This window comes from Amycolatopsis sp. CA-126428 (assembly GCF_002904335.1).
In the GTDB taxonomy this organism is placed as follows: Bacteria; Actinomycetota; Actinomycetes; order Mycobacteriales; family Pseudonocardiaceae; genus Amycolatopsis.
The window spans coordinates 1-15,936 of the sequence record NZ_PPHF01000178.1 but is presented as its reverse complement, the minus strand read 5'-3'; the positions used below and the strand labels follow the sequence as shown (position 1 = coordinate 15,936).

10 protein-coding genes are annotated in these 15,936 nt (G+C 73.1%); 6 read left to right on the top strand and 4 right to left on the bottom strand.

The window, feature by feature from the left end; genetic code table 11:
• Positions 1 to 32: 32 nt before the first annotated feature.
• Genes C2L58_RS45630 through C2L58_RS45615 form a run of 4 tightly spaced genes read left to right on the top strand, consistent with a single transcriptional unit; the run spans position 33 to position 8,206 of the window.
• On the top strand, positions 33 to 3,875 hold the full coding sequence (locus C2L58_RS45630; RefSeq protein WP_103343856.1) for a hypothetical protein: 3,843 nt from the start codon (positions 33 to 35) through the stop codon (positions 3,873 to 3,875).
• Positions 3,872 to 4,666: a hypothetical protein gene (locus C2L58_RS45625; protein ID WP_103343855.1), complete on the top strand. Its 795-nt coding sequence runs from the start codon at positions 3,872 to 3,874 to the stop codon at positions 4,664 to 4,666. Before C2L58_RS45630 ends, C2L58_RS45625 begins: the two co-directional genes overlap by 4 nt.
• A 12-nt stretch (positions 4,667 to 4,678) precedes the next feature.
• The gene (locus C2L58_RS45620; protein WP_103343854.1) at positions 4,679 to 6,718 is read left to right on the top strand and encodes an AbfB domain-containing protein; all 2,040 of its coding nucleotides are present in this window, start codon (positions 4,679 to 4,681) and stop codon (positions 6,716 to 6,718) included.
• 12 nt (positions 6,719 to 6,730) lie between these two features.
• Positions 6,731 to 8,206, top strand: coding sequence for an AbfB domain-containing protein (locus C2L58_RS45615; protein ID WP_103343853.1), 1,476 nt, complete (start codon positions 6,731 to 6,733; stop codon positions 8,204 to 8,206).
• Positions 8,207 to 8,240: 34 nt separating this feature from the next.
• On the opposite strand, the gene C2L58_RS45610 is transcribed toward C2L58_RS45615, so the two are convergent.
• Positions 8,241 to 9,524: a PucR family transcriptional regulator gene (locus C2L58_RS45610; RefSeq protein WP_103343852.1), complete on the bottom strand. Its 1,284-nt coding sequence runs from the start codon at positions 9,522 to 9,524 to the stop codon at positions 8,241 to 8,243.
• 308 nt (positions 9,525 to 9,832) lie between these two features.
• Here C2L58_RS45610 and C2L58_RS45605 point away from each other — a divergent pair, with 308 nt between their 5' ends.
• A complete protein-coding gene (locus C2L58_RS45605; protein WP_103343851.1) occupies positions 9,833 to 10,528 on the top strand; it encodes a hypothetical protein in 696 nt (231 codons plus the stop codon).
• Entirely contained in the window at positions 10,525 to 10,887 is a 363-nt protein-coding gene (locus C2L58_RS45600) for a GntR family transcriptional regulator (RefSeq protein ID WP_103343850.1), read from the top strand. The genes C2L58_RS45605 and C2L58_RS45600 overlap by 4 nt, the downstream gene beginning before the upstream one ends.
• A 21-nt stretch (positions 10,888 to 10,908) precedes the next feature.
• On the opposite strand, the gene C2L58_RS45595 is transcribed toward C2L58_RS45600, so the two are convergent.
• The 3 genes from C2L58_RS45595 to C2L58_RS45585 all read right to left on the bottom strand — a co-directional run bounded on the left by C2L58_RS45595 (position 10,909) and on the right by C2L58_RS45585 (position 15,426).
• The gene (locus C2L58_RS45595; protein WP_103343849.1) at positions 10,909 to 11,700 is read right to left on the bottom strand and encodes an arginase family protein; all 792 of its coding nucleotides are present in this window, start codon (positions 11,698 to 11,700) and stop codon (positions 10,909 to 10,911) included.
• Positions 11,701 to 11,716: 16 nt separating this feature from the next.
• A complete protein-coding gene (locus C2L58_RS45590; protein ID WP_103343848.1) occupies positions 11,717 to 15,094 on the bottom strand; it encodes a pyruvate carboxylase in 3,378 nt (1,125 codons plus the stop codon).
• Positions 15,095 to 15,207: 113 nt separating this feature from the next.
• Positions 15,208 to 15,426, bottom strand: coding sequence for a hypothetical protein (locus C2L58_RS45585; RefSeq protein WP_103343847.1), 219 nt, complete (start codon positions 15,424 to 15,426; stop codon positions 15,208 to 15,210).
• Positions 15,427 to 15,936 lie beyond the last annotated feature (510 nt).

Here is a 15,936-nt window from a genome sequence, read left to right as displayed (position 1 = left end):
ATTCGTCCGAACCGCTCCCGGAGGACGCCGAAATGCCGCACGGATTCGTCACGAAGGTGTTCGCGCTCTTGCTCGCGTTCGCCGTGTTCGCCACGACCGACGTCGAGGCGGTCACCCCGGCACCCGTTCCGGTCACCGCCGACGACCCACCGGCCGACGGCGGCCGCCCGATCCCGCACACCGAATACCCCGGCTGGGACGGCGAGACCGGGCTGGGCGAGCCGCTCGACCCGCGGCTGTGGAAGCTGGTCTCCGACATCGCCCAGCTCTCCGAGGAGCCCGAGGTCCGGGCGGCCGCGCAGGCCGCGCTGGACGCCGGCACCGAGGACGCGATCTGGGAGTTCCTCGACACCGGCGAGGTCGAAGCGCAGCAACGCGCCCAGGCCCGCCGTGACGAGACGGCCCGGGTCAACCGCGAAGCCGTCCTGGACCTGCGCGGCACCGGCGGCCCGATCTTCAACGCCGAGGTCGAGCGCGTGCTGGCCGGCTCGGACGCCGACCGGGCCGCGTTCCTCGACTACGGCCGCGGCATCGCCACCGAGCGGGACGAGCGCACCCGGCGGAACGCCCAGGCCCGCGCCGAGGAGTTGCGGGCCCGGGTGACGGCGCTGTCCGGTTCGGCCGGGCCCGAGGTGAAGCTCGCCGCGCAGCAGGCACTGGCCGCCGGGGACGCGGCGATCGTGGCGTTCTTCAACAGCGGCTACGTCGCGGCCGCGCAGCGGGACGCCGCCGCCCGCGAGCAGTACCTGAAGGACCTCGAAGAGCGGAACAAGGCCGCCGAGGCGGCGAGCGACCTCGCCCAGCGGGCGGCCCGCGCGTCCCGGGCCCGGCAGAACCTCGTGGTCGCGAACGGCCGGGGCGTCCGGGCGCTGCAGCGCGCGGCGAACGCGATGGTCTCGGCGGGCACGGCGGCCCGGCAGGCCGCGCAGGTCCTGGCCGCGAACACCGCGGGCGGCCACCACTCCCCCGAGTCGTTCAGCCTGGTCCGCCAGGAGGTGCAGCGGCAGCTGGATCTCGCGGGACAGGCGGCGTCCGAAGCCCAGAGCGCTTCGGTCGCGGCGACGGCGGAAGCGAACATCCTGGTCGAGGCGGGCCTGCCGTACGGCGCCGACTGGGCCCGCCTGGCCCAGGGCATGTCCTCGGCGGCGCAGGCCGCCGTCTCGGCGATCGGGACCGCCCAGCACGCCCTCGAAGCGACAGCGGCCACCGACGCCGCCATCGGGCACCAGAACGAGGCCACGGCCCGCGCGGAAGAAGCGCGGCAGTGGCGCCTGCACGCGGACGAGCACGCAGCCCAGGCGGCGTCCTTGGCCGCCGCGGCCGCCGACCAGGCCAAGGCGGCCAAGGACGCGGCCGAACGCGCCAACCAGGCCCGGATAGCCGCCCAGACGGCCCGCAACTCGGCCTGGGAGAGCATGCAACGCAGTTACGACGCGCTGTCGGCCGCGCGGCGGGAGGCGGGGAACGCCCGCACGGCTCGCCAGGAAGCCGAACGCCAACGCGACGAAGCCGTCCGCTACCGCCAGCAGGCCGACCAGGCCGCCGCCGAGGCGAGCCGGGCGCGGGGCGAGGCGGAAGCGAAGAAGCGCGAAGCCGCCGCGTACCTGGCGCGCGCCCGGGCTCAGGAGGACATCGCCGCCGGGTGCGAGGACACCGCCCGGCGGGAAGAACACAACGCCGAGACCGCGCGCGATGCAGCGTGGAAGGCGGAGCGCGAAGGAAATGCCACCGAAGCCCGCGCGCAAGCGTTCGAAGCGGCCGCGGCCGCGGCGCGGGGCACCGAGCAGGAAGCACCGGCCTGGGCCGCGGCCCAGCAGGCCCGCAGGGACGCCGGAAACGCGGCCTCGGCGGCTCGGGAGGCTCGAGACGCGGCCAACCGGGCGACCGGCGCGGCCGCGCGGGCCCGGGAAGCGGCCACCAAGGCCACCGCGGCCGCCGCCGCGTCCCGCGCCGCGGCACAGGAGGCGGAGCAGGCCGCGGCCAACGCGGACCTGGCCGCGGACAACGCCGAATCCGCCGCCGCGGACACCCACGTCTCCGCCACGCGAGCGAACGCCGCAGCCGCCACCGCGACGGCCGAAGAGGTCAAGGCCTCCGACGCCGCCCGCGCCGCCGCCACGCTCGCCGAACAGGCCACGGAGCAGGCCCGGCTGGCCACGGTGGACGCCGTCCGGGCCGGGCAGAACGCCGGCGAGTCCTTCAGCGAGGCCGTTTCCACGGCTACCCAGGCGAACCTCGCCGGCCGGGCCGCACTCGCCGCGCGGGCGTCCTCGGCCGCCATCACCGCACCGGCGAACACCGCGATCGTCGTCGTGGCCCCGTTCACGGGCGCCGACCTCGACGCCGACTTCGTCGCCGAGGTCGCGGCGCAGGCCCAGGCCGTGGGCGACGAGCAGGCGCGAGCCGCGCAGACCCGCGCGGACGAAGCCAAGACGGCCGCCGCTCAAGCCCAGCAAGCCGCCGACAGCGCGGCGGCCGACACCAAGGCGGCGTTCCAGGCTGCGGCCAACGCGGCGAAGTCGGCGTCGGCCGCCGCGCAGTCCGTAGCCGAGGCGCAGCGGTCGGCGGCCGACGCGGCGGGGTCGGCGAGTGCCGCCCGGGACGCGGCGAGCACGGCCAACGGCTACGACGTGCAAGCCCACGACAACGCCGCCAAGGCCCGCCAGGAGGCGAACAACGCGGCTTCGGACGCGGCGATCGCCGGACTGGCCGCGGACGCGGCCGAGGGCCAGGCGACCGCGGCCCGCACCGCGGCCACCCAGGCGGAAACGGACGCGGCCGCGGCCCGCAAGGCGGCCGACGACGCCGACCGCTACGCCCGCGAAGCAGCGGCGGCGGCTGAGCGCGCCCGGATCCACGCGCAGGAGACGTCGAACGCGGCCCAGCGGGCCCGCGACGCCGCCGCGGACGCGCAACGCGCGGCGGACCAGGCCGAACGGGAACAGCGGGACCGGGACGCCGCAGCCCGCTCACAGCAGGCGCAGGTCATCGCGGACTGCCTGAAAGACCTCAGTCCGCAGGACATCGACTACCTGACCGGCGACGAGGAAGGTTCCGCCGCGCTGGCCGAGTACCTGAGCGCCCAGGGGGCGTGCACGGGCGGCGGCGACGTCGTGTCGTTCCTGACCGAGATCGGTGCCCAGGTCCTGCTCGAGCTGCTCGGCGTCAACGACGTGATCCGCTGCTTCGGCGACGGGGACGTCGCGTCCTGCCTCTGGTCAGTCGTCAACGTGCTGTCGTTCGCGACCCTGGTGGCCAAGGCGGGGCCGATCGGGAAGGCGATCGTCGCCATCGTCGCCAACTTCGGCAAGTACCTCGCGAAGTCCGAGCGCCTGGTGCTGTTGCTGCAGAAGATCAGCGCGGTCCTCGCGAAGCTGCACCGGGCATGCCGGGGAGGCCGGCTCGCCCTCGCGGCCGCCGAGTCCGCCGCTGCGATCCCGATCCTGAGCTGCGAGAAACTCGTCCAGATCCTGGAAGACATCGAGAGCACCCACGGAAGCACCGTCGCGGCGGGCGTCGACTACCAGTACGGCAGAATGCGGGACGAACTCGAGGCCGGCGGCAAGGGTGACCACTGGCTCCCCGGCATCGACAACAACCCGCAGGCCATGGCGGACTACTTCCGGCGCTTCGAAGGCCGGGGCACCTACTGGGACACGAAGAACCGGACGCAGGGCCGGATCAACCCGAACATCAGGATTTCCTACGACGCGGCCAACCAGGTCATCGTCATCGAGAACGTGTACAACGTGCACGGCTACAAGATGGCCCAGTCCGCGTGGGACAAATTGGTCCGCGAAGGGCGATACGTGCTGCGCACCATCCCGTTCGGCCCCGCCGTCAGGGCGCCCCGCACGCTCGCGGCGGCCCGATGACCGCCGGGATCCCGATCGGCGCTTCCGAGCTGACGCTGGACGCGCGAGAGGTCGTGATGGTTTCCGAGGCGCTCCACGTGCTGACGTCCGAGCACGCGGCTCAACCGCTTCGCCGGTTGTGGTTCGGCGCGGACGAACGGCGGGAGCCGGAGCTGCGGACTCGGCTCTCGAAGTGGATCATCGCGGAACGGGCGTACGAGACCAGCCATTCCGCGCGGCCACCCGAGCTGGCCCTGCCGCTGAGCGACGCGCACCTCGTCCACTGCTCGCTGGTTCTCTCGACGGAATTGATCAGTTCCGAAGAGGAGTACAAGGAGAGAGCCGGCTCTTTCCGCGAAGAGGCCATCGCGCTGGCCGGCGCGGTGACCGACGCCGTGCTCCGCTTACCGCCGCTCACGGCCCGGTTACCGGCCGCCGACCCGGAACCGGCCGCGCCGGCGCAGGTGAAAGTGGCGGAAGCGCGTCTCGTCCACGCCTCCCTGGTCCACGTCCTGGGCCGGGCCGGAACACCGGCCGTCGCGTGGTTGTGGCTCGGCGTGGACGCACCCGAAGGCCATCGTTTCGCCGGGACCTTCGAGGAGGCGATCGTGTCCGCCGAAGAGTCCGGTGCGCGCCGGGTGCCCCTCGAGGTGGCCGACGTCCACCTCGCGTACTGCGCCCTGGTGCTGGCCACGAGGCTCATCCGGTCGGAAGCGGCTTACCAGCGCGAAACCGGGCGCTTCAAGGAGGACGCCCGTAGGGCGGGCGTCGCCATCATGCGCGACCTGCGGACGCGCGCCGCCGGAGATTGAGGGGAAGATGTGGTGAAACCAGACAACCGCCGCCGGCTGGGCGTGCTTGCCGCGCTGGTCCTGGCGACGACGGTACCGGCCTTGCCGGCCGCGCACGCCGATCCGGTGACGGCGGCGTCCGCCGCCACCGCGGCCGCCGAAGTGCCGCCCGTTGCCAGTGATTCCGAAAAGCTTCGCGCCGCCCGGACCCTCGGGATCGTGCCGACCGACGCCATGCTGCTCCTGCGGGACAAGGAGTTCGTCATCGCGCTCTGGCGGCAGGCCACCGGTCCCGAAGTCCGGGCGTCGGCCGAACTCGCGTTCGCCGGGACCGATCTCGCCTGCACCGACTGGATCAAGTCCGGGATCATCGCCGCCAACACGCGCGACCAGGCGCAGCAGATGCGGGACGCCGAAGCCGCGCGGGTCGCGCGGGAAGCCAAGGAGCAGGCCGCCATCGTCATCGGGATCGCGCCCGATGCCGAGCTGGTGATCCAGAGCGACCGGGACTTCATCTACCAGATCACCCAACGGGCGACCGGGGCGCGGGTCAAGGCCGCCGCGCTCGTGGCGTTCGGGGCGGCCGCCGCGGCGCAGAAGGAGTTCATCACCAACGGCGTCCGGACCGCGCACGCGCAGGACCAGCAGGACGCCATCGACGCCGACCAGCAGGCCGGCGAGGCCCAGAAAGCCCGCGAAGCCGCGGAGGCTGCGCGCGGCCGGGCGGTGACCGTCGTGCTGGTCGTCCCGTCGCCGGAGATCGTGAGCCTGCCGGACGACGATGTCCTGCGGGTGATCGCCGACGGTGCCCGGCCGGGCAGCGAGGTCGAGAAGGCCGCCGTCACCGCCCTGCGCAGCCGTGTGCGCGCCGACTGGAAGCGCTTCATCGACACCGGCGTCTACGAGGCCAACTGGCGGGACGTCGCCGCCGTGCTGGCGCGGAAGGCCGAGGCGGACCGGGCGCTGGTCGACGACATCCGGCACAAGGCCGTGCTGGGCGGCATCCGGCCGCGGCTGGCCCGGGCCGCCGAACGGGCCCTGGCCGGCGGCGTCGACGACGTCCGCGCGTTCCTCGACCAAGGGCAGTACGACGCGCTGACGCAGTCCTTCAGCCGCAACGCCGTCAACGGCAACATCGCCGGCCAGTACCTGCGCGAGACCGCCGACGGCCTGGTCGTCCGGCCCGGGGCCGCGGAACCGGCGCCCGGTGAAGGGCTCGACGCGACCTGGCGGGTCGTCGAGGGGCTGGCGGGTGAGGACTGCTTCTCGCTGGAGTCGCCCACGAAACCGAACCACTACCTGGCGCGGTACTACGACGGCAAGAAGACGCAGGTCGCCGTGCAGCCCGCGAACGGCACGGTCGACTTCGGCTGGAACGCCACCTGGTGCGTCGACAACATCCTGCCCGGCGCCGGGGTCACCCTGCGCGGCGGCGCCGACTTCCTGACCCGGCAGGCCGACGGCCGCGCCGGCGTCGGCATCGAGTTCTACTGGTGGGTCACCGAACCGCTGCCGGATTCGACCGAAATCACGGTGAACTGGCTGAACAAGTACCTGCCCGACTACGACCCCTACACCGACCTGCTGGTCTCGCCGCTGGGGCCGGAGCAGATCGACGGGGCCGTGCGGTACCGGGACTTCCAGCGCCGGACCGCGCCGGGGCAGGTCGCCTTCCGCAGCTACTGGAGCCGCGGCGGCGCGGTCCACCCGCTCACGACGGGACGCGGGACAGCCTGCGCGTCCCCCGAAATCCTGGCCGTTTACCTGCGCCTCGGCGGACATCCGGTGCTGGGCGTGCCGGTCACGGACGAGGCCTGCACGTCCGACAAGGCGGGCCGGTTCGTGAACTTCGCGGGCGGCGGCTCGATCTATTCGGCCGACCGCGCCGGCGCGCACGCCGTGCTCGGCGCGATCCGCACCAAGTGGCTCTCCCTCGGCGGGGAGAAGTCCACGCTCGGCTACCCGACCTCCGACGAGGTCGCCATCCCCGGCGGCCGCCGCAGCACGTTCGAACGCGGCCGCATCGACTACGACACCGCCACCGGCGTGGCGACCGTGTACCCGGCGAGCTGAAGGAGCCCGACGATGACAGGCAGCACCCGGCTGGGGCTCGCGGCGGGCGCCGCGGCTCTCGCCCTGCTCGGGACCGTGACCCCGGTGGCGACTCGCCCGGCCGCCGCCGCGGTCACGGCCGACGCGCCCCGCAGCGCCACCCAGGACGACAAAGTCCGCGCGGCGCAGGAGATCGGCATCGTCGCGAGTCCCGATCTCCTGATCCTCACCGACCGGAACTTCGTGTTCGCGCTGTGGCAGCGGGCGACCGGCACCGAGGTGCGGGCGTCGGCGGAACTCGCCTACGCGGGCAGCGAACCGGAGCAAACCCAGTGGATCAAGACCGGAGTCCGTGACGCGAACGCCCGTGACCAGGCCCGCATCCTGCGTGACGCCGAGGTGGCGCGCGTGGCCCGCGAGGCCAAGCAGCGGGCGGCGCTGGTCAACAAGATCGTGGCGTCGCCGGTGCTGCTGATCCAGAGCGACCAGGAATTCGCCTTCGCCATGTGGGAAAACGCTTCGGGGCCGAAGCTGAAGGCCGCGGCGCTGGCCGCCTACCAGGGCGACGCCGCCGCGCGGAAGGACTTCATCCTCACCGGGATCTTCACCGCCCGCGCGGCCGACCAGCAGGACCTGATCGACGCCGACACCACGGCGGACGCCGCGAAGAAGGCGGCCCTCGCGGCGCGCGACGCCCGGAGCCGGGCCGCGGCGGTGGTCGCCGTCGTGCCGACCGAGGGCCAGCTCGTCGAACCGGACGTCAACTTCGTGCTCGATCTGTGGCAGGCGGCCAAGACGGGCACCGAGGTGCGGGCGGCGGCCGAGCGCGCCCTGCGGACGATGGACGAGGCGCAGCTGAAGGCCTACATCGGCACCGGGATCCACAGCGCGAACCTGCAGGACTGGTTCACCTGGATCCGGAAGAAGGGCGAGGCGGACCGGCGGCTGCTGTTCGAGCTGCGGACGCGCGCGGAGCAGAGCCGCGTGCACCCCGCGCTGGTCGCCGGGGCGAACACCGCCATGGCGGGCACCGACGACGACGTCGACCGCTTCCTGCGGCTCGGCCAGTACGAGGACGCGGCGCTGATCCAGTCCGTCCGCTCGCAGAGCCCCGGCGCCGCCGGCTGGTACCTGCGCGGCCTGACCGACGCCGTCGTCGGCGCGGGGGCGGGACCGGACACCGCCTGGCGGGTCGTCCCGGGTAAGGCGGACTCGACGTGCCACTCCTTCGAATCGGTGGCGCACCCCGAGTACTACCTGCGCCGGCAGGAGCTGCGGGTGGTCGTCGGCGCGTCCGACGGCACCGACGGGTTCCGCGCGAACGCCACCTGGTGCTCGAAGGCCGGGCTCTCCGGCTCCGGCGTCACGCTGGAGTCCTACAGCTCCCGAGGCCGGTTCGTGCGCCAGTACACCACCGAGGTGTGGGCGGCCGACTCCAGCGGCCAGCACCCGTACGACACCCCGGACGGCTACGCGGCGGACGTCTCCTGGCAGGTCGACGTCCCGTGAGACCCGTGGTGGCCGGGGTCCGCGCGGGCCCCGGCTACGGCGTCGTCCACTGTGGACGCGAACCGCCCGAGCGCGGGGACGGGAGCAGCTCGCTCACCGGGTACCGCAACGGCATCGGTGCCGCCCCGGCCCGCAACGCCAGCTCCATCTCGAAGCGGGCCGCCGGGTCGCGGAGGCTCTCGCCGAAGGTCGCCTGCAGCTGGCGCATGCGGTAGCGGACCGTCTGCGGGTGGACGCCCAGGCGCTCGGCGATCTCCACCACGTTGCCCTGGCTGTCCAGCCACGCCCGCAGCGTCTCCAGCAGCCGTTCCTGCTGCTTGCCCGTCATCTCCGCCAGCGGCGCGAACAGGCGCTGCCGCAGCGTGCCGACCAGGCCGGTGTCGGAGTTGACCAGCAGTGTCGCCAGGTGCTCCTCCGCGCGCAGCACCGGGCGCGCCGCCAGGACGCCGCGCTCGGCCAGCTGCAGCGCGTTCCGGGCCCAGCGCAGGGAATCCGCCACCGAAGCGAGCGGGACGCACGGGCCGATCGCCAAGCGGCAGTCCGGCAGCGCCACCTGCAGCGCCGCCAGCCGGGGGCCGCTCAGCTCACCCGGGACGACCAGTTTCGGGTCCGGCGTGTCGAGCTCGGCGAGGACGTCCGCGTCCAGCCCGGCGTGGCGGCGGGCCGGGGCGACGCCGCTGGCCGGGCAGACCGCCACCGGCGTCGCGTCCACCGGCACCGGCCAGCCGATCAGCTGGGCCAGCTCGGCAATCGCTTTCGGGGACGCGGGCGGCGTCTCCAGAATCAGGTGGAGGAGCTTGCGGCGCCAGGTGTCCAGCGCTCCCGCCGTGCGCGCCTTCGCCTCGAGGTAGCCGTCGAGCGCGACGGAGGCGAGCTCGTCCATGAACGCCAGCATGGCGTCGGCCAGCTGGGACATCACCGCCGAGGAAAGGCCGCTGCGCCGCCCGACGCGCATGATGCGCCGCCACGACACCCGCGCGCCGACGCGGTAGGCCGACTGCAGCGTGTCGAGGCTGCGGCCTTCGCGCATTTCGTTCTGCCCCAGCCGGTGGTGCACCTCGTGGGACTGTTCCTTCGACACCGTCGGGTCGGCGATCTGCGCGACGAACAGCGTGATCGCGTATTCGACGCCGGCCCGGATCGACTTGCCGTAGGGCCCGTCGAGCGGGCGCGCGTAGGCCGGGATGGTCGCGCGGATCTCTTCGACGATTTCGGCGGCGAGGCTGGCCAGCTCGGGGCGCAGGATGTCGGCGAGCTTGCGCGGTAGAGCGGCGGGTGGCGGCGGCGCAGCGTGATCGAATCCGCGCTCCACCGACATCGCAGCTCCTTCGCTCCGCCCCGGACTCCGGTCGCGGGCACCTCGCGGCCGGGCACCCGTGCCTGTTGCCCGGATGACAACCGACACATCGAAAAACTAACGCCAAACGTGTCACACCCGTGAAGGAAAACCGATTTCTTGTCATCATGGTGACAATTTCACGGGGTTCGGCTGCGATGAGCTGACAAGTGTCCCGCCGACTGCCCCTGGGCGTGCGTACGAACGGGCGAACCTCCAACGACCGGCCCGCGCTGCGGTTACGCCCGCATCTTGTATCGTGTGGTTGATACAAGACGAGGAGGAACCGCATGCCGTGGGACAACGTGCTCGGGGTCGCCGTGTTCGCGGGGTTGTTCGGCCTCGCGATCCTGATCGTGCTCTGGCCGGGCGAGAAACACGGTAAACGCTTGCTGAAGCGCTGGGGCGTCGCCGATCCCGACGCCGGGGAGGTGGCCCTCGCCGTCCGGTACCTCAAGCGGCGCCGGCTCTGGTACCCGTGGCTGTTCCTCGCCATCCCGCCACTTCTCGACGACCGGGGAATGGGCTCGATCCTCGCCACGCTGCTGCTGGGCGGCCTGATCGCCGAGCTGCTGGCCCAGCGCCCGTCCCGCGGTCCGCGGCGCGAAGCCGATCTGGCGCCGCGAACGCTGCTGGGCGTCGTCCCGGTATGGGTGCTGGTGCTCGGCGGGCTGGCGGCCGCGGGTTCGCTGGTGCACCTGGGGCTGACCGCGCAGTGGAAGCTGCTGGCGGTGGCCGCGGGCACGGTGGTGGTGAGCGCGGCGATCACGCTGCTGGCGGTGCGCCGCCCGCCGGTCGGTGCCGCGCGCGCCGATCTGGCGCTGCGCAGCCGAAGCGCACGCGTGGCGATCGGGCTGGGCATCGGCGCTTGCACGGCGGTCGGCTGGCCGGCGGGCGACTTGGTCTCGTTCCTGGCGGTCGTGGCGGGCTTGGCGGCGTTCCTGGCGGTGACGGCCCCGGCGAAACGCCTGCCGGCGGCGGCGTGAAGATCGTCGTCGACACCGAAAACGGCGTGGCCCCCTGGCGGCAGGTGCACGACCAGGTCGTCCGGGCGGTCACGACGGGCGCGCTGCCCGAGGGGACCCGGCTGCCGCCGATCCGCCAGCTGGCGCGGGACCTCGGGCTGGCGTCGGGCACGGTGGCCCGGGCGTACCGCGAACTGGAGGCGGCGGGCTGGGTGGCCACGGCCCGCGCGCGCGGCACGGTGGTGACGATCCCGGCCGGCCGCCCGGACCGCGAGGCCCTGCTGCGGTCGGCGGCCGCGGACTTCGCGGCCCAGGCGCGCGACCTCGGCGCGGACCTGGCCACCGCCCTCGACGCAGTCCGCGCGGCCTACCGGTCGTGAGTGGTAACGCGGGTTAGAACCCTACTTACCACTCACGAGCAGCCGGCCCAGCGCGGCGAGGACCGGTTCCAGGACCTCGACCTCGCGCGGTGTCCCCACGCACTCGGTGATCCCCGCGCCGACCACCTCGAACCGGGCCAGCGCGTCCAGCTCCGACACCAGCCGCGCGATCGTCCAGCCGTCCGGCTCCGGGTAGTTCAGCCCGGCGAACTCGGCCGGGTCCAGCACGTCCAGATCCACGTGCACGTACAGCTTCTCCACGCCCGTCAGGGCGGCCACGGAAGTCACCGCCAGCCCCCGCGAGACCGCCGCCTGTTCCTCCGGGTCGAACGCCCGCGTCCCGGCGAGGACCACGTTTCCCGGGGTCAGCGCCGGGTCCGCCGCGAACTCCGGGTCGCCCTCGCCGAACAGTGACCGCAGCACCATGCCGTGGAACGCGCCCGACGGCGACGACTCCGCCGTGTTCAAGTCCGGGTGGGCGTCGAACCACGCGACGCCCAGCCCGGGCCCGTGGCGGAAGCGGGCCACGCCGATCGGCACCAGCTCGACGCCGCAGTCGCCGCCGATCGTCAGGACCGGGCCGCCCGGTGCCTCCAGGGCCGCCAGCTGGGCCGCGCGGTTCGCGCCGGTCAGTTCGGCCCGGGACGCGACCCCACCGTCCACTTCGGACACCGAACGGGTCTGCCGGACGTGGTGCACCGGCCGGCCGAGCACGTGCCCGGCCAGCTCGGACAGGGCCACGCAGCCGTCCGGCAGCTCCGCCGCCCGCGGTCCCAGGGCGCCCTGCCGTTGCGGTACCGCGTTGATCAGCATCCGCCGAGCGTATCGCTCACTCGAGGACCAGCAGAAGGTCACCGCCCTCGACCTGCTGCACCGCGGTGATCGCCCGCCGGGCCACCTTGCCGCCGGCCGACGCCGTGATCGAGGCCTCCATCTTCATCGCCTCGATCGTCGCCACCGTCGCCCCGGCTTCGACCGTGTCGCCCTCGGCGACCTGCAGCGTCACTACGCCCGCGAACGGCGCCGCGACCTGCTTCGGGTTGCCCTTCTCGGCCTTCTCCGTCGCCGGGATGTCCGAGGCGATCGAGCGGTCGCGGATCTGGATCGGCCGCAGCTGGCCGTTCAGCGTCGACATCACCGTGCGCACGCCGCGCTCGTCGGCCTCGCCGATCGCCTCCAGCTCGATGAGCAGCCGCACGCCCGGCTCGAGGTCCACCGGGTACTCCTCCCCCGGCCGCAGCCCGTAGAAGAAGTCCTTGCTCGGCAGCACCGACGTGTCGCCGTAGGCCTCGCGGTGCGCCTCGAACTCCTTCGTGGGCCCGGGGAACAGCAGCCGGTTGAGCGTCCGGCGGGGGTGCTCGGCCAGCGCCGTCCGGTCCTCTTCGGACAGTTCGGCGACCGGCTTCGCGGCGGCCCGGCCCTCCAGTGCCTTGGTGCGGAACGGCTCCGGCCAGCCACCCGGCGGGTCGCCGAGCTCGCCGCGCAGGAAGCCGATCACCGAGTCGGGGATGTCGAACTTGTTCGGCTCCGCCTCGAAGTCGGCCGGCGAGACGCCCGCGCCGACCAGGTGCAGCGCGAGGTCGCCGACGACCTTGGACGACGGCGTCACCTTCACCAGGTGGCCGAGGATCTTGTCCGCGGCGGCGTACATCGCCTCGATGTCCTCGAAGCGGTCGCCCAGGCCGAGCGCGATGGCCTGGGTGCGCAGGTTCGACAGCTGCCCGCCGGGGATCTCGTGGTCGTAGACGCGCCCGGTCGGCGACGCCAGCCCGGCCTCGAACGGCGCGTAGATCTTGCGCACGCTCTCCCAGTACGGCTCCAGGTCGCCGATCGCCCGCAGGTCGAGCCCGGTGGTGCGGGCGGAGTGGTCGGTGGCCGCCACGATCGACGACAGCGACGGCTGCGACGTCGTGCCCGCCATCGACGACACCGCGCCGTCGACGGCGTCCGCGCCCGCGTTGATCGCCGCGAGGTAGGTGGCCAGCTGGCCGCCCGCGGTGTCGTGGGTGTGGATGTGCACCGGCAGGTCGAACTCCTTGCGCAGCGCGGTGACCAGCTTGGTCGCCGCGGGCGCGCGCAGCAGCCCGGCCATGTCCTTGATCGCCAGGACGTGCGCCCCGGCGCCGACGATCTGCTCGGCCAGCTTGAGGTAGTAGTCGAGCGTGTAGAGCTTCTCGCCCGGGTCGGACAGGTCCGAGGTGTAGCAGAGCGCCACCTCGGCGACGGCGGACCCGGTCTCGCGCACGGCTTCGATGGCCGGGCGCATCTGCTCGACGTCGTTGAGCGCGTCGAAGATCCGGAAGATGTCGATGCCGGTCTTCGTGGCCTCCTGGACGAAGGCGTTCGTCACCTCGGTGGGGTACGGCGTGTACCCGACGGTGTTGCGCCCGCGCAGCAGCATCTGCAGGCAGATGTTCGGCACGGCCTCGCGCAGCGCCGCCAGCCGCTCCCACGGGTCCTCGGCGAGGAACCGCAGCGCGACGTCGTAGGTCGCGCCGCCCCAGCACTCCAGCGAAAGCAGTTCGGGGAGCGTGTTCGCGACGACCGGCGCCACCGCGAGGAGGTCCTTCGACCGGACGCGGGTGGCGAGCAGCGACTGGTGCGCGTCGCGGAACGTCGTGTCGGTGACGCCGATGTGCGGCGACTCCCGCAGCCAGCGCGCGAACCCGGCCGGGCCCAGCTCGGCGAGCTTCTGCTTCGAGCCCGGCGCCGGCTGGGCGTCCTTCGGCAGCTTCGGCAGCTTGATCGTGGCGTCCGGCGTCTTCGGGCGCTCGCCGTGCGGCTTGTTGACCGTCTGGTCGGCGAGGTAGGTCAGCAGGCGCGTGCCGCGGTCGGCGGACTGCCGCGCGGTGAGCAGCTGCGGGCGCTCCTCGATGAACGACGTCGTGACGCGCCCGGCGCGGAAGTCCGGGTCGTCGAGGACGGCCTGCAGGAACGGGATGTTCGTGGCCACGCCGCGGATCCGGAACTCGGCGACGGCGCGGCGCGCGCGCCCGACGGCGGTCTTGAAGTCCCGCCCGCGGCAGGTGAGCTTCACCAGCAGCGAGTCGAAGTGGGCGCTGATCTCGGTGCCGGAGAAGGCGGTGCCGCCGTCGAGCCGGATGCCGGAGCCACCCGGCGAGCGGTAGGCGGAGATCATCCCGGTGTCCGGGCGGAAGCCGTTGGCCGGGTCTTCGGTGGTGATGCGGCACTGCAGCGCGGCGCCGCGCAGGTAGATCTTGTCCTGGGAGAGCCCCAGGTCGTCGAGGGTCTCGCCGGAGGCGATCCGCAGCTGCGACTGCACGAGGTCGACGTCGGTGACCTCTTCGGTGACCGTGTGCTCGACCTGGATGCGGGGGTTCATCTCGATGAAGACGTGGTTGCCCTGCTTGTCGAGCAGGAACTCGACGGTGCCGGCGTTGCGGTACCCGATCTTCTTCGCGAACTTGACGGCGTCGGCGCAGATGCGGTCGCGCAGCTCGGGGTCGAGGTTCGGCGCCGGGGCCAGCTCGACGACCTTCTGGTGGCGCCGCTGCACCGAGCAGTCGCGCTCGTAGAGGTGGATGATGTTGCCCGCGCCGTCGGCGAGGATCTGCACCTCGATGTGCCGCGGCTCGACGACGGCCTTCTCGAGGAAGACGGTCGGGTCGCCGAAGGCGGACTCGGCCTCGCGCGCGGCGGCCTCGATGGACTCGCGCAGCACGGCGGGGTCCTCGACGCGGCGCATGCCGCGCCCGCCACCGCCGGCGACGGCCTTGACGAACACCGGGAAGCCCAGCTCCTCGGCCGCGGCGACCAGCGCGTCGACGTCACTCGAGGGTTCGGACGACCCGAGCACGGGCACGCCGGCCTCGCGCGCGGCCTTCACCGCGCGGGCCTTGTTACCGGTGAGTTCGAGAATGTCGGCGCTCGGCCCGACGAAGGTGATCCCCGCTTCCTCGCACGCGCGCGCGAGATCGGGGTTCTCCGAGAGGAAGCCGTAGCCGGGGTAGACGGCATCGGCCCCGGCCTTTTTGGCCGCGGCGACGATCTCGTCGACCGAGAGGTAGGCGCGCACGGGGTGACCGGGTTCGCCGATCTCGTACGCCTCGTCGGCCTTCAGGCGGTGCAGCGAGTTGCGGTCTTCGTGCGGAAACACGGCAACCGTGCCGGCACCGAGTTCGTAGCCGGCGCGGAACGCCCGGATCGCGATCTCCCCGCGGTTGGCCACCAGAACCTTGCGGAACATGCCCGGTCCTTCCCTCTTGGATCGGTAAGTCAACGCACGTTACCCGGTTCTTCCCGCTCTGCGGGAGTTCAGTCCCGGGTGATGGACATCATGCGGCCCGGGAGGTTCACCGCTCACCCCTGGTGGCAGTCTTCGACGACACCTCGGCGCACGTGGAGGCGGATGCGGTTCGGGCGTAGGTCCAGCGTGACCGCCGAGGGTTTCCCGAGGTCGATGACTTGCACCTGGAAGCCGTCACGCTCGCAGCGTTCCCTGGCGGCGTCGATCTTCCGGCCGACCAGCTCGGCCAGGTCGAACGACGGCGGCCGTCGCTCGAGCGGCAATCCGGGCATGGCACACCTCCTCCGGGACCGCTTCTCCTGCAGGACCGCTACTCCTCCGGGACCAGCTTCCCGGAGCCGGGCCCCGGTCGCCAGACGGCGCGTGGCCCAACCGCCCGGCCGTGGCCGGCTGCACCCCGACGGCCTGAGAGCAGGGGCCCACCCTCCCGGGGGGTCCGTCCCGGCTCCAGCCTATCGGGCCCCCCTGACACAAATGCCGGAAAAGCCGCAGATCGGGCACGGTGTCCACACCCCGACTGCGTTGTGGACAACCGGCCCCTCAGTGGCGTTCGCCGGAGCCTCCGGCCTGGCGCAGGTTGCGAGCCGTAGCCGCGCGGCGAGAGTGGCTTGAGCGCGGCGTGGCAGGCCAGGGCGGCAGGCTGCGCGCGCGGTCAGGGCATCGAGGATGGCGAGACCGCCCTGCGGAGGACCTCACGGGCGACAACCGCCCCCCTCAGCCTCCCGGCAACGCGCCCCTCAGCCTCCCGGCAACGCGCCCCTCAGCCTCCCGGCAACGCGCCC

Coding starts and splice junctions, on each gene's coding strand:
- C2L58_RS45630 (WP_103343856.1), top strand. CDS start 33: ATGCCGCACGGATTCGTCACGAAGGTGTTCGCGCTCTTGCTCGCGTTC.
- C2L58_RS45625 (WP_103343855.1), top strand. CDS start 3,872: ATGACCGCCGGGATCCCGATCGGCGCTTCCGAGCTGACGCTGGACGCG.
- C2L58_RS45615 (WP_103343853.1), top strand. CDS start 6,731: ATGACAGGCAGCACCCGGCTGGGGCTCGCGGCGGGCGCCGCGGCTCTC.
- C2L58_RS45610 (WP_103343852.1), bottom strand. CDS start 9,524: ATGTCGGTGGAGCGCGGATTCGATCACGCTGCGCCGCCGCCACCCGCC.
- C2L58_RS45605 (WP_103343851.1), top strand. CDS start 9,833: ATGCCGTGGGACAACGTGCTCGGGGTCGCCGTGTTCGCGGGGTTGTTC.
- C2L58_RS45595 (WP_103343849.1), bottom strand. CDS start 11,700: ATGCTGATCAACGCGGTACCGCAACGGCAGGGCGCCCTGGGACCGCGG.
- C2L58_RS45590 (WP_103343848.1), bottom strand. CDS start 15,094: ATGTTCCGCAAGGTTCTGGTGGCCAACCGCGGGGAGATCGCGATCCGG.
- C2L58_RS45585 (WP_103343847.1), bottom strand. CDS start 15,426: ATGCCCGGATTGCCGCTCGAGCGACGGCCGCCGTCGTTCGACCTGGCC.